This is a genomic window from Halomonas caseinilytica, from assembly GCF_001662285.1.
Classification (GTDB): Bacteria; Pseudomonadota; Gammaproteobacteria; order Pseudomonadales; family Halomonadaceae; genus Halomonas; species Halomonas caseinilytica.
This window is the reverse complement of record NZ_BDEO01000002.1, coordinates 106023-118732: the sequence shown is the minus strand read 5'-3', so window position 1 is coordinate 118732 and position 12710 is coordinate 106023. Positions and strand designations below refer to the sequence as shown.

The following is a 12710-nucleotide window of genomic DNA, read 5'->3' as shown; positions in this document are numbered from 1 at the left end:
ATTGTTTGCGGGCTACTTGAATCGATGATGACATGCCCCCATGTCATCGGGCTTCGGTGACATCCACCCAGCTTCGAAGGATCGCTCATGGCCGAACCGGCGCTGTCCATCCGTGGTCTGACCAAGGTCTACGGCAATGGATTCCAGGCCCTCAAGGGCATCGACCTCGACGTTGCCCAGGGGGATTTCTATGCCCTGCTGGGCCCCAATGGCGCGGGCAAGTCGACCACCCTGGGGGTGGTCTGCTCGCTGGTACAGAAGACCGACGGCAAGGTGTCGATCTTCGGTATCGACATCGATACCGATTTCGCACGTGCCAAGTACCACCTCGGTGTGGTGCCCCAGGAATTCAACTTCAATCAGTTCGAGAAGGTCATCGACATCATCCTGGCCCAGGCCGGGTATTATGGCATGTCGCGACGCGAGGCATTGCCACGGGCCGAGCAGCTATTGCGTGACCTGGGCCTGTGGGACAAGCGCAACGGCAGTGCTCGCATGCTGTCCGGCGGCATGAAGCGACGCCTGATGATCGCTCGTGCCTTGATGCACCGCCCCAGGCTGCTGATCCTTGATGAGCCGACGGCCGGCGTGGATATCGAGTTGCGGCGCAGCATGTGGGAATACATGCGGTATATCAATGAGGTGGAGGGGACGACCATCATCCTGACCACCCACTATCTGGAAGAAGCCGAGAGCCTGTGCCGCCATGTCGGCATTATCAACCATGGGCGTATCGTCCGTGACACCAGCGTGCGTGATCTGCTCGCCGAGCTGAATACCGAAACCTTCCTGTTCGACCTGGCCCATCCGGTCGAGCAGGCGCCGCATGTCGAGGGCTTCGAGGTCCGTCAGGTGGACGAGGCCCAGCTCTCGGTGATGGTGCATCGCGGCCAGCGACTCAACGACGTCTTCGAGGCGCTGGGGGAGCAGGGCATCGAGGTGATGTCGATGCGCAACCGGGCCAACCGGCTGGAGGAGATGTTCGTCTCCATGGTGGAAGAAGGCCAGGGCGCCACTGACCAGGACACGGAGGTACGCGGATGAATGCCACACAGACCGCCATCGCGCTATGGACCCTGGTGATCAAGGAGATCAAGCGATTCACGCGGATCTGGCCGCAGACGCTGCTGCCGCCGTCGATCACCATGGCGATGTACTTCATCATCTTCGGCAACCTGATCGGCTCGCGCATCGGTGAGATGGACGGTTACTCCTACATGGATTTCATCGTCCCCGGCTTGATCATGATGTCGGTGATCACCAACAGCTATTCCAACGTGGCCTCCAGCTTCTTCTCCAACAAGTTTCAGCGCAGCGTGGAGGAGATGATGGTCTCGCCGATGCCCAACTGGGTGATCCTCGCGGGCTTCATTCTGGGCGGCATGGCGCGGGGACTCGGTGTCGGCATCATCGTCACCGTCGTGTCGTTGTTCTTCACGCGCATCGAGGTGGCGCATCCGCTGCTGACCGTCGGCGTGGTGGTGCTCACCGCGGCGCTGTTCGCCACGGGCGGCTTCATCAACGCCCTGCTGGGCAAGAAGTTCGATGACATCTCCATCGTGCCGACCTTCGTGCTGACGCCGCTGACCTACCTCGGCGGGGTGTTCTACTCGATCTCGCTGCTGCCGGCCTTCTGGCAGGGCGCCTCGATGCTCAACCCCATCCTCTACATGGTCAACGTCTTCCGTTATGGCTTTCTTGGCGTTTCCGACATTCCGGTGGGCTGGGCGCTGGCCGCCATCCTTGGCTTCATCGTGGCGCTGTTCGCCGTGGCGTTGTGGATGCTGGAGAATGGCAAGGGGATCCGCAGCTGATGAACGACCGTCCCGACTCCCTGGCCGATGCGCCCCTGGGGCGTGAGTCCGCTTATCCCGAGCAGTATGATGCCGGATTGCTCTATCCCATCGAGCGCGCCATCAATCGTGCCCCGCTGGGCATCGAGGAGGACGCCTTGCCGTTCGTCGGCGAGGATGAATGGCATGCCTTCGAGCTGTCGTGGCTCAATGCCAGAGGCAAGCCGATCGTCGCCGTGGCACGCTTCCGGCTGCCGGCGTCCTCGCCGCGACTGATCGAGTCCAAGTCATGGAAGCTCTATCTCAATGGTTTCAACCAGAGCCGCTTCGCCTCGACCGAGCGCGTGGTTCGGGTCCTGGAACACGATCTTTCCGAGGCGGCCGGCGCCCCGGTCGGGGTCGAGGTCTTCGGTGTCGATGACCCGGTGCTGACACCACGCGCCCTGCCTGGAGAGAGTATCGACGAGCAGGATATCGAGATTGCCGACTATACCCCCAGCGCCGAGCATCTGACGGTGGGGGAGGTGATCGTCGAGGAGACCCTGCACTCGCACCTGCTCAAGTCGAATTGCCCGGTGACCGGTCAGCCCGACTGGGGCAGCGTGATGATTCGCTATCGGGGCCCGAAGCTGGATCGCGAGGGGCTACTGCGTTATCTGGTCGGCTATCGCCAGCACCAGGACTTCCATGAGCACTGCGTCGAGCACATCTTCACCGATCTGATGGCGAGGGCCAGGCCCGAGCGGTTGCTGGTGCTGGCACGCTATGTGCGCCGCGGTGGTCTCGATATCAGTCCCTGGCGGGCTACACCGGGCGAATGGCCGCCATCGCCGTTGCGCCTGGCCCGGCAGTGATCGAGCGCACACAAGGGCCGAGTCGAACTGGTAAAGTGTCGAGAGCTCTTCTCGTTGCTGACTGCTTTTTCGATTACGTAAGGAATGCGCGATGGATGCAATGACGCTGCTGCACGAACGTGGCTCCATGGGCAAGCTGACGGGGCCGGCGCCCTCGGCCGAGCAGCTCGACGCCTTGTATCGGGCCGCGCTGCGCGCCCCGGATCACAAGGAACTGCGGCCCTGGCGCTTCGTGGAATTCTCCGGTGCCGGGCTCGAGCGTCTCGGCGAACTGTTTGCCGAGGCCGAGTTCCGCGAGAATCCGCATATCGATGACGCGGCCCTGAATGCTGCGCGCAAGAAACCGCTGCGCGCGCCGATGATCATCGCCGTGATTGCTCGCGTCACGCCGGACGAGCCCAAGGTGCCGCGCGTGGAGCAGGTGCTCTCCGCCGGTTGTGCCGCTCACGGCCTGTTGCTGGCGGCCCACGCCCAGGGGCTCGGTGCCATGTGGCGCACCGGGCGATACGCCTTCGATCCCACCGTGCGCAAGGGGCTCGGGCTCGACGAGCAGGACGAACTGGTCGGTTTCATCTACCTCGGCCAACTGGGTGGCCGACATCGCCCTCTGCCCGAACACGATCCCTCGGACTTCGTGGAGCGCTGGTCGTGAGCGAGCGCAGCATCGGTATCGCCCATCCACGTCTGCCGCTGCCTGAGCGGGGCGGGGAGGATGCCCCGGCCGTCTTCCTCGACTGGCTCTTCCAGGCAATACCGCTGGCGGGCCGGCTGGGTATACAGGGCATGGAGCGCGATGGTGATGCCCTGACCTGGCAGCTGGCACTGGCGCCCAGCCTGAACGACAAGGGCACCGGCTTCGGTGGCGCCCTGGCTGCCCAGACCACTCTGTTGGGCTGGTGCTGGGCCACGCTCTGGCTGCGTCGCCACGGTTACGACCGTGACGTGGTCGTGGCCGAATCGCAGCAACGCTTTCTTGCTCCTGTGACCGGTGACTATCGACTGATCTGCACACCCCAGGCGGAGGAGGCCAGCGTACGCCTTGCCGAGCGCATGGAACGCCGGGGCAAGGGACGCATCGCCCTCGTCCAGCGGCTCTGGTGTGGCGATACTCTCTGCCTCGAGGCCCAGGGCGACTACGCCGTGCTACCCGAGCGGCGCGCCTGACGCCGGCGTCGCCCGACAATCCGAAAACCGGCTTGCATTCGCGGACTTAAGTCGCTAGTATACGCGCCGTCCTTGAGAGAAAGAGGGCGCAATTCTCGGGCGTCGCGCCGCAGTGCCGAATTCGAGAATGACAATGCGGAGGGGTGTCCGAGTGGTCGAAGGAGCACGCCTGGAAAGTGTGTAAGTCGAAAGGCTTCGAGGGTTCGAATCCCTCCCCCTCCGCCAGAACAGCAGATCAAGCCGCCCGTCGAGGCGGCTTTTTCTTTTGAAGCTTTCCCACTTTGAGCTACATATAGTCAGTGCTTGGCTTTTCTAAGCCCTTCCAAGCAGCCTTTGGATTGTCCTTCTCGGGGCGCTGTGTCTGGAGCACTGTAGGTCGTCCTAGTGATGACAAGCCCAAGTCACGGGCGGGGTGTGGTGGATCTACCGGCCTAATGGTCGCGCTGGGTGAAGGAGAAGTTGCCAGAGTCCATCAATACCACCACAACTACTTCCGATTAATGGTGCCGGTCGTCGACGAATGACGGATTGAAGAGCACTGTCGGCCTAATGGTCGACAGTGCTCTTGGTCTATTCCATGTACTCTCCGATGGTTGCTTTCAACTGTTCTCTGTATTGAAATAAGTCACTGACAGACTGGATTTCGATACGGCTCTCATTCTTTTCATTGAAGAAACCAACTCGCTTTATCGATTTTGCATTGAAGTGGAATCGGCAGATGGGTTTTCGATTGTTATCATCTAGCAATACAGCGCAGTAGGACTTGGCATCTCTCATGACTACTCGGCTGATATCAACGTCCTCGGCGAGGATCGAGCGAACAATGTTGTAAGCATCGATTTCTTCCTGGGTGGTGATAATACCGTCGTCATCCGGCTGGGAAGCCTCAGAAGCGGGTTCTGGATCCGGTATGGCCTGACTGTCGATGTCGTTGTTGGCGAGTGCACCTCGTAGGCGCTGCGCGACCTGCTCCTTGATATAAAGTTTACCGGCTTCCTTGATGATGGGTGTGAAATCTTCGATGACTTGTCGAGTCTGGCGACCCTCATAGATCTTGCTGACGATGAATTTGACAAATTCTTCAGGAATGTCTTGGAAGACCCCAGAAATTTCCTGTTTGGCCAGGTTGGTATATTTGAGTCGGTTGGCAGTGCTGAGGATGGCATCAATATCGAAATTTGGTTTGGTAAACTTCCTTATTTCTTCGATATCCTGCTCATTGAAATCACTAAGATCGAAGGTGAAAAATGGCTGGGTGTCGAGTTTGTTTTGTGAGTCAAGGTCAGAATAGAAACGGTACTCGAAGCCATTAGTCAGGATGGCGAATTTAGCATCCGTGCAGGCGAAGTATCGATACAATTGACTATACTGAACGTTGGATAAGTTGGTCTCCAATGGTTTGCATTCCATGAGGATGGAAAGATTTCCATCCGCACGAATGGCGTAATCGACTTTTTCACCCTTCTTAGTGCCGACATCAGCGGTAAATTCTGGGATGACCTCTCGTGTGTCGAAAGGGTCGTATCCTAATGCACTTATGAAAGGGAGAACCAAGGCCGTCTTTGTGGATTCCTCGTTCTGGATGTGGCCAATTTGATCTTCCCCGCGGCGGGCGATGCTAGAAAGTTTCTCGCTAAGCTCCATGATGCCACCCTGCGTTATTAGTTGGTGGTGTTTTGTTTTGTAGTCCTGCATTACTCATCTTTGCAGAAACTCACCAAAAGGCCAAAGTCGAATCAGAGGCGGTGTGATGCCTTTGAGCCGCCCTTGGGGTTCCGGAGGCTCCGGCCGAGCCGGTGAGTGCTGCGAGGTTGAGCGGTCTCAGCCGGTCGACCAGTGGGCGGGGAGTCTGCGACAGTTGCTCGCTATTCGTTGATGGAGTCGCTCCAGTAGTGTCTGTTCTGTGCCGGGGAGGGCGATCGTCTCGAGGTCGGCGTGGGTGTCATCCAGAGTGGCCAGCATTCGCTCGGCCAGCCCGGTGCCTTGCTTGATGAAATAACGTGGATGGAAGCGCATCGAGCGGGCGAGTGATTCGAGGTGCGATGCCTCGATGTTGCCAGGCCGGTTCTCCCTGTTGACCTGGAAAGCGAAATGCCGTGACAAGCCGCGGTAGAGCGTGGTGCTCATCAGGTCATAGAAGGGTGCCAGCCGTGGCCCTGCTTCGGTGTACAGGAGGGAAAGGTTCTTGGCGTGGCTGTCGTTGTTGCCGATCAACAGGTTGAAGAAGAATCAGCCGGTTCGCGAGTTGCATGCAGAAGGTCTCGTTCAGTGCAGATCCCCATACACCGTTCAGGCGGCGAATGTCCGGCTTGAGAATATGGCTGGATGGGGCTGTCCCTCCGGGATGGCGGATTACCTTCCCACGAGATCGTGGTCATGGTAGACATCCAGCGCCTGGTCATTCGCCATATGGGGCGTTTCCCTTGCGTTGCACGATGACTTCGAGGCCCATGAGATCCAGCACGTCCAGGACTTTCTGCAATTGCAGCGTGGGCTTGCCGCGTTCCAGGTCCACGATGAAACGGTTGCCGGTGCCGGCCAGTCCGGCCAGGTCACTTTGCAGCAGTTCCTGTTCGGCACGGATCTGGCGGACCAGCTTGCCGAGGTCTTCGCTGTGTCGAACGTGTTCGCCAAGCGTCTTGGGTGGGGTGAAGTCAGCCATGGACGGTCCAGAATTGAGTTACCGATCGGTAATGTCGAGTGGGCCAGCTACTGCCATGGCAGCGGTCGACTCGCGGCCGGAAGGGGACGAGAATGAGGTAGGCGGTATCCTCTGACGGAAGGAGAGCTGATGTCTCATCAACATGATCATGGCGCCCATGGGGAGCACGACAGCCAGCGACGCCTGGGCTGGGCCATTCTGCTCACGGGGAGCTTCATGGTGGCCGAGCTGGTCGGTGGCGTGCTGTCGGGGTCGCTGGCGCTGCTCGCCGATGCGGGGCACATGCTCACCGATGCCGGGGCGTTGGCGCTGGCCCTGTTCGCCGCCTGGGTCAGTCGGCGTCCGGCCGATACGCGGCGCAGTTATGGGTATCATCGCGTTCAGGTGCTGGCGGCCTTCGTAAATGGGCTGACGCTGATCGCCATCGTCGTCTGGATTGCCATCGAGGCGATCCGCCGGCTGTTCGCGCCGATCGCCGTGGCTGGAAGTACCATGCTGGTGATCGCCGGGCTCGGGTTGGTCGTCAACCTGGTGGTTTTCGCCATTCTGCACATGGGGGATCGCGAGAACCTCAATATTCGCGGTGCGGCCCTGCATGTGCTGGGCGACCTGCTGGGGTCGGTGGCCGCGATCGTTGCCGCCGTGGTGATACTACTGACCGGCTGGACGCCGATTGACCCCTTGTTGTCGTTGCTGGTGGCGGCGCTCATCTTGCGCAGCGCCTGGAAGTTGACGCGGGAGTCCGGGCATATCTTGCTGGAAGGCACGCCGGAAGGTTTGGATGTGGAGCGGGTCAAGCGTGAACTTGCCGAGCAACTGCCGGAGGTCCGCGATGTGCATCATGTGCATGCCTGGTCACTGACGCCGGGGCGCCATCTGATGTCGCTGCATGCGATTCTGGATGAGGAGGCGGACCAGGAGCGGGTGCTGGTCGAGATCAAGGCGATGCTGAGCGACGCCTTTGCCGTCGAGCACGCGACGATTCAGGTCGAGTCGTGGAAGGGCTGTGTCGATGAGGTCGGCCACTCATGATGGGCGGAGGTGCTGCCCATCATGAGCGAGGGAACGCTTATCCGGCAACGCCCTGGCTGCGCAGATAATCATCATAACTACCGCTGAAATCGACGATGCCGTCGTCTTTCATCTCGATGATGCGCGTGGCCAGCGAGCCGACGAACTCTCGGTCGTGGCTGACAAAGATCAGTGTGCCGGCATAGTGTTCCAGTGCCAGGTTGAGTGCTTCGATGGATTCCATGTCCAGGTGGTTCGTGGGCTCATCCATGACCAGCACATTGGGTTGTTGCAGGATGAGCTTGCCGAACAGCATGCGCCCCTGCTCGCCACCCGAGATGACCTTCACCGACTTGCCGATCTCATCGTTGGAGAACAGCATCCGTCCCAGGGCGCCACGTACGGTCTGCTCGCCGCCGGTCGTCCACTGCTGCATCCATTCGAACAGCGTCTCGCCGCCGTCGAAATCCGCCGCGTGGTCTTGCGCGAAGTAACCGACCTCGGCGGCATCGGTCCATTTCACTTCGCCGGCGTCGGGTGGCATCGTGCCCATCAGGCAGTTGAGCAGGGTGGTCTTGCCGATGCCATTGGGCCCGATGATAGCCACGCGCTCCCCTGCTTCGATGCGCAGGCCAAGGCGCTCGAACAACACATTGTCGCCCCACGCCTTGGTGAGATCCTCCACTGCCAGGGCGTGGCGGTGAATCTTCCGGTTCTGCTCGAAGCGAATGAAGGGACTGACGCGCGAGGAGGGCTTGACCTCCTCGAGCTGAATCTTGTCGATCTTGCGCTGGCGCGACGTCGCCTGCTTGGCCTTGGAGGCATTGGCCGAGAAGCGGCTGACGAATTGCTGCAACTCGGCAATTTCCGCCTTCTTCCTGGCATTCTCGGCATGCAGGCGTTCGCGCGCCTGGGTGGCGGCGGTCATGTACTCATCATAATTACCGGGGAACAGCCGCAGCTCGCCGTAGTCCAGGTCCGCCATGTGGGTACAGACACTATTCAGGAAGTGGCGGTCGTGGGAGATGATGATCATGGTCGATGAGCGTGCCTTGAGGATGTCCTCGAGCCAGCGAATCGTGTTGATATCGAGGTGGTTGGTCGGCTCATCGAGCAGCAGTACGTCGGGGTCGCTGAACAGCGCCTGGGCCAGCAGCACGCGGAGTTTCCAGCCCGGCGCGACAACGCTCATCGGCTGGTCGTGCTGTTCGAGGGGAATGCCCAGGCCCAGCAGCAGCTCGCCGGCACGGGCCTCGGCGGTATAGCCGTCGAGCTCGGCGAAGCGCACTTCGAGATCGGCGACCGCCATGCCATCTTCTTCACTCATCTCGGCCTGCGAGTAGATGCGCTCACGCTCCGCGGTGACGGCCCAGAGCTCCTCGTTGCCCATGATCACGGTGTCGATGACACGCTCATTCTCGAAGGCGAACTGATCCTGGCGCAACTTGCCCAGACGCGTGCTGGCATCCTTCATGACCTGGCCGCTGGTAGGCTCCAGATCGTCGCCGAGAATCTTCATCAAGGTCGACTTGCCGCAGCCATTGGCGCCGATCAGGCCGTAGCGATGGCCCTGGCCGAATTTGACGGAAACGTTTTCGAACAGCGGCTTGGGGCCAAACTGCATGGTGATGTTGGCGGTAGAGAGCACGGCGGAAAATCTCGCGGGAGGATCATGAATGAGAGACCTCGGCCGACACCGGAAGCGGTTTGGACCAAAGTAGAGGGCGCATTGTACGCGCCGGAACACGGGACTATCTACACGCCTCATTGCCTATCCCAATGCCTGTCGAGCCGAAAGGTTCGGCTCGGGCCGTCTCCGCGGCAGGCTCATGCCTTTACCTTGAGCAGTTCGCCCCAACGAGTGGTATAGCGCGATGAAAGGTTGCCGCAGCGCAACTTCCAGGGGGCGTTGGCGGTGGGGAGACCGAAGCTGATGGTGTTGCGCCCCATGCGTCGATTCAGGGTATCCAGCGTGGTCATGAGGCGCTCGTTGCGTGGGTGTTCAGTGTCGTCGGTGGTATCCAGCAGCGAGAGCTGGTGGTGCTCGGTGTCCAGCAGGTCGAGCAGCATCACGCCGGCTTTCATGTAGCGGTAACCGGGACGGTGAATGCGAGCCAGCGCCCGTCGGGCGGTCGCGATGATGGGGCGGCTGTCGTTGGTGGGATGGGGTAGTGCGACGACGAGTTCGGGCGTGTGCTGAGGCTGGTCGTGACGGTGTCGATTGGTTTTGAGGAAGACGTACAGGGCGCAGGCCAGGCTACGTTGGTGCCGCAGTTTCTCGGCGGCGTGCTGGGCATGCTGGGTGATGGCTTCGCGCAGATGCTGCCACTCGCCGGTGGCGCGACCGAAGGAGCGAGAGACCATGATGCGCCGGCGCGCCTCGTCGTCCTGCATGGCGATGCAACTGATGCCACGCAACTCGAGGATGGTGCGTTCGAGCACCACGGAATGATGACGGCGCAGGGTCTTGGCATCGGCATTTCGCAGATCCCAGGCGTTGCGCAGTCCCAGCAGCGCCAGGCGTTCGGCCAGGCGACGGCCCAGTCCCCAGATATCGCCGATTGGCGTGTGACGCAGGAGGTATCGTGTCTCGTCGCTATCGGCGGTAAGGATACAGACGCCCTGATACGCGGCGGACGACTTGGCCATATGATTGGCGAGCTTGGCGAGGGTGTGGGTGGGGCCTACACCGACGCACACGGGCAGGCCGGTGTAGCGCCGCACGTCATCGTACAGTGAGCGCGCCTGGCGCGTCAGTGCCGCATCGTCGAGGCCCTCGAGCCGCACGAACATCTCGTCGATGGAGTAGGGTTCCACCTCATCGACGCCCTCCTCGAGCACCATCCTGACGCGCGCCGACATGTCGCCGTAGAGTTCGTAGTTGGAAGACAGCAGGTGGATCTCGCCACGCTGCAAGCAGGGTTGCAGCCTGAAGGCCGGGGTGCCCATCTCCACGCCCATGGCCTTGAGTTCGGTGGAGCGGGCGATGACACAGCCATCGTTGTTGGACAACACGCCGACGGGCCGTCCTTCCAGGCTCGGCTGGAAGACGCGCTCGCAGCTCACGTAGAAGTTGTTGCAGTCGACCAGTCCGATCATAGCGGGAACTCGTGGATGACCGAACGCACCACGCCCCATATCTGGAGGCTTCGCTCATTGATCGGGATGGGAGCGTGGTCAGGATGTCCGGAACAGAGAAAAGCGCGTCCGTGGCGCTGCTCGAGGCGTTTGACGAGGATCTCGCCGTCGATCGGGGCGACGACGATATGCCCGAAGCAAGCCGACACCGCGCGGTCCACGACCAGGATATCGCCGTGATGGATGGAATGGGCTTGCATGCTGTGCCCCTCCACGCGCATGAAGAAGGTCGCGGCAGGATGTTTCACCAGGCATTCGTTGAGATCCAGGGTGCGCTCGGCGTAGTTCTCCGCTGGCGAGGGAAAGCCGGTCAGGCCCGCCCGTGCGGCGGTCGACGGAAAGGCACCGGGGCGCAAGGGCGGTGTATGCAGGGTGGTGTCAGGCATGGTGTGGCACCTGATATGTATTTATATACAGTATCGGGTGGAAGAAAGAGGAAGGCAAGTCCGTTGGAGCATCACCGATATGTGGAGAAAGGCTGATGTCGTGGCGCCGAATGCCATCATCGATGATCAGGGATGTCTTACAGAAGTTGCATGAATTGGCGTTCAGAAGAGTTGCCTGAGGTGCGTCATGTTCAAGGTGTGACGCAGCGTCGGTCGTGCGTGCTGCCCCTCCTTCTCGGCTCGCTCTCAAGCTCTGCGTCGCGCTTGGCCCCCGTCCGGACAGGACGGGGGCCTTTTTGCTTTCAGACGCCCTTCAACGGGGGCTGGTTGCGTTTCCTTCAACCTCTGCTTAACTTCGTTATTGCTGATACAACAAAACAGGAGACACCGATGAAGCCCTCGATGCTGGCCATGGGATTGGCATATGGCGTGCTCACCACGGTGGCGCATGCCGCTCCGCACCAGGAAGTGCACGATGCCGTCGAGCAACAGCAACAACCGTTACTGCAGACCTTGGAAACGCTCGTCAACATCGATTCTGGAACGGGCTTTGTCACCGGCCTGAACAAGGTGGAGACGTTGCTCACCGAGCGTCTGGAAGCCCTCGGTGCTGAGGTGGAGACTTACCCCGCCGAGGCCTACGGCGGCAACACTCTGGTGGGGCGCCTTCAGGGGAATGGCGATAGCCACATCATGTTGATGATCCACTACGACACCGTCTTCGGCGAGGGAACCGCCGAGGAACGCCCCTTCCGCATAGAGGAGAACCGCGCCTATGGGCCGGGAGTGGGAGATGCCAAGGGCGGCGTCGCTGTCATCCTGCACAGTCTGGAGGCGCTGGAGACACTAGGGTTCGACGACTATGGCCAGTTGACCGTGGTCTTCAATCCCGATGAGGAAAAAGGGTCGCTCGGTTCTCGTGATCTGATCCGGAAACTGTCTGCCGAGCAGGATGCGGTGTTGGTGTTTGAACCGACGTTCAGTGAGGGGGAAACCGATGCCGTGACAGTTGTCACCAAGGGTATCAACTACGCTTTTCTCGAGGTGAACGGTCGATCCTCCCATGCCGGTGGCGCACCGGAGGAGGGGCGTAACGCTGTCATGGAGCTCTCCCACCAGTTGCTGCAATTGAAGGATCTCGGTGACCCGGACAAGGAGACCACGCTTAACTGGACAATCGTCGAAGGTGGCAGCAAGCGCAATATCATTCCTGAGCAGGCTCGGGCTGAAGGTGATATGCGCTACTTTGATAGCAGTGAATACGAGCGTGTCCTGAACGAGGCTCGGGATATCATCGAGAACCAGTTGATCGATGATACCGACGTGGAGTTCCGGCTCGAGAAGGGGCGTCCGCCCTTACCCTCCAATCCCCAGACCAAAGCCCTTGCCGAGCAGGCTCAGCAGATCTACCGGGAGCTCGATCGGGAACTGCAGGCCGTCGAGATCGGTGGTGGCACTGATGCGGCCTATGCCTATCATGCCGATTCCTCAACCCCGGCCGTGCTGGAGTCCCTTGGGCTGGCGGGAGGACGCTATCACAGCGATGAGGAATTCGTGCTGGTCGACAGTGTGGTGCCCCGACTCTACCTGACGACACGCATGATCATGGAGCTCTCCGATACCGAGGTGAGCGACTGAGCGGGGAAACCTGGCGCCCACCTTCGGTGGGGGCTTCCTGCCGAGGGTCTCTCACCCACTCTCG

The 12710-nt window shown here is 60.6% G+C and carries 13 protein-coding genes and 1 tRNA gene; 8 read left to right on the top strand and 6 right to left on the bottom strand.

Annotated elements, in window-relative coordinates; genetic code table 11:
• The first annotated feature begins 87 nt into the window (after window positions 1-87).
• From HSDC_RS04565 to HSDC_RS04540, 6 genes are all read left to right on the top strand, one after another.
• Window positions 88-1044 carry an ABC transporter ATP-binding protein gene (locus HSDC_RS04565; RefSeq protein WP_064698764.1) on the top strand — a complete coding sequence of 319 codons (957 nt, stop codon included), beginning with the start codon at window positions 88-90 and terminating at the stop codon, window positions 1042-1044.
• Complete coding sequence (locus tag HSDC_RS04560) at window positions 1041-1814, top strand: ABC transporter permease (RefSeq protein ID WP_064698763.1); 774 nt, start codon at window positions 1041-1043, stop codon at window positions 1812-1814. The genes HSDC_RS04565 and HSDC_RS04560 overlap by 4 nt, the downstream gene beginning before the upstream one ends.
• Window positions 1814-2647, top strand: coding sequence for an NADPH-dependent 7-cyano-7-deazaguanine reductase QueF (gene queF, locus HSDC_RS04555; RefSeq protein ID WP_064698762.1), 834 nt, complete (start codon window positions 1814-1816; stop codon window positions 2645-2647). Before HSDC_RS04560 ends, queF begins: the two co-directional genes overlap by 1 nt.
• 91 nt (window positions 2648-2738) lie before the next feature.
• Window positions 2739-3299, top strand: a complete 561-nt coding sequence (locus tag HSDC_RS04550) for a nitroreductase family protein (RefSeq protein ID WP_064698761.1) — start codon at window positions 2739-2741, stop codon at window positions 3297-3299.
• A complete protein-coding gene (locus tag HSDC_RS04545) occupies window positions 3296-3811 on the top strand; it encodes a YiiD C-terminal domain-containing protein (RefSeq protein ID WP_064698760.1) in 516 nt (171 codons plus the stop codon). The genes HSDC_RS04550 and HSDC_RS04545 overlap by 4 nt, the downstream gene beginning before the upstream one ends.
• 137 nt (window positions 3812-3948) lie before the next feature.
• Window positions 3949-4036, top strand: a tRNA-Ser gene (locus HSDC_RS04540).
• Between the two features lie 345 nt (window positions 4037-4381).
• Here the strand turns inward: HSDC_RS04540 and HSDC_RS04535 are convergent.
• The 3 genes from HSDC_RS04535 to HSDC_RS04525 all read right to left on the bottom strand — a co-directional run bounded on the left by HSDC_RS04535 (window position 4382) and on the right by HSDC_RS04525 (window position 6473).
• Window positions 4382-5506 carry a type I restriction endonuclease gene (locus HSDC_RS04535; protein ID WP_211612814.1) on the bottom strand — a complete coding sequence of 375 codons (1125 nt, stop codon included), beginning with the start codon at window positions 5504-5506 and terminating at the stop codon, window positions 4382-4384.
• Between the two features lie 126 nt (window positions 5507-5632).
• On the bottom strand, window positions 5633-6025 hold the full coding sequence (locus tag HSDC_RS04530; RefSeq protein ID WP_064698759.1) for a HipA domain-containing protein: 393 nt from the start codon (window positions 6023-6025) through the stop codon (window positions 5633-5635).
• A gap of 184 nt (window positions 6026-6209) precedes the next feature.
• Window positions 6210-6473, bottom strand: a complete 264-nt coding sequence (locus HSDC_RS04525; RefSeq protein WP_064698758.1) for a helix-turn-helix transcriptional regulator — start codon at window positions 6471-6473, stop codon at window positions 6210-6212.
• Between the two features lie 129 nt (window positions 6474-6602).
• Here HSDC_RS04525 and HSDC_RS04520 point away from each other — a divergent pair, with 129 nt between their 5' ends.
• Window positions 6603-7505, top strand: coding sequence for a cation diffusion facilitator family transporter (locus HSDC_RS04520; protein WP_064698757.1), 903 nt, complete (start codon window positions 6603-6605; stop codon window positions 7503-7505).
• A 37-nt stretch (window positions 7506-7542) separates the two neighbouring features.
• Here HSDC_RS04520 and HSDC_RS04515 read toward each other — a convergent pair whose 3' ends face one another.
• The 3 genes from HSDC_RS04515 to HSDC_RS04505 form a co-directional block, all read right to left on the bottom strand.
• Window positions 7543-9132 (bottom strand): ABC-F family ATPase, encoded by a 1590-nt coding sequence (locus HSDC_RS04515; protein ID WP_064698756.1) that lies wholly within the window; start codon window positions 9130-9132, stop codon window positions 7543-7545.
• 179 nt (window positions 9133-9311) lie between these two features.
• Complete coding sequence (locus HSDC_RS04510; RefSeq protein WP_064698755.1) at window positions 9312-10583, bottom strand: Y-family DNA polymerase; 1272 nt, start codon at window positions 10581-10583, stop codon at window positions 9312-9314.
• Window positions 10580-11008 carry a LexA family protein gene (locus HSDC_RS04505; RefSeq protein WP_064698754.1) on the bottom strand — a complete coding sequence of 143 codons (429 nt, stop codon included), beginning with the start codon at window positions 11006-11008 and terminating at the stop codon, window positions 10580-10582. Before HSDC_RS04505 ends, HSDC_RS04510 begins: the two co-directional genes overlap by 4 nt.
• Window positions 11009-11398: 390 nt before the next feature.
• Between HSDC_RS04505 and HSDC_RS04500 the strand changes: the two genes are divergently transcribed.
• The gene (locus tag HSDC_RS04500; RefSeq protein ID WP_064698753.1) at window positions 11399-12646 is read left to right on the top strand and encodes a glutamate carboxypeptidase; all 1248 of its coding nucleotides are present in this window, start codon (window positions 11399-11401) and stop codon (window positions 12644-12646) included.
• The last annotated feature ends 64 nt before the right edge of the window (window positions 12647-12710 follow it).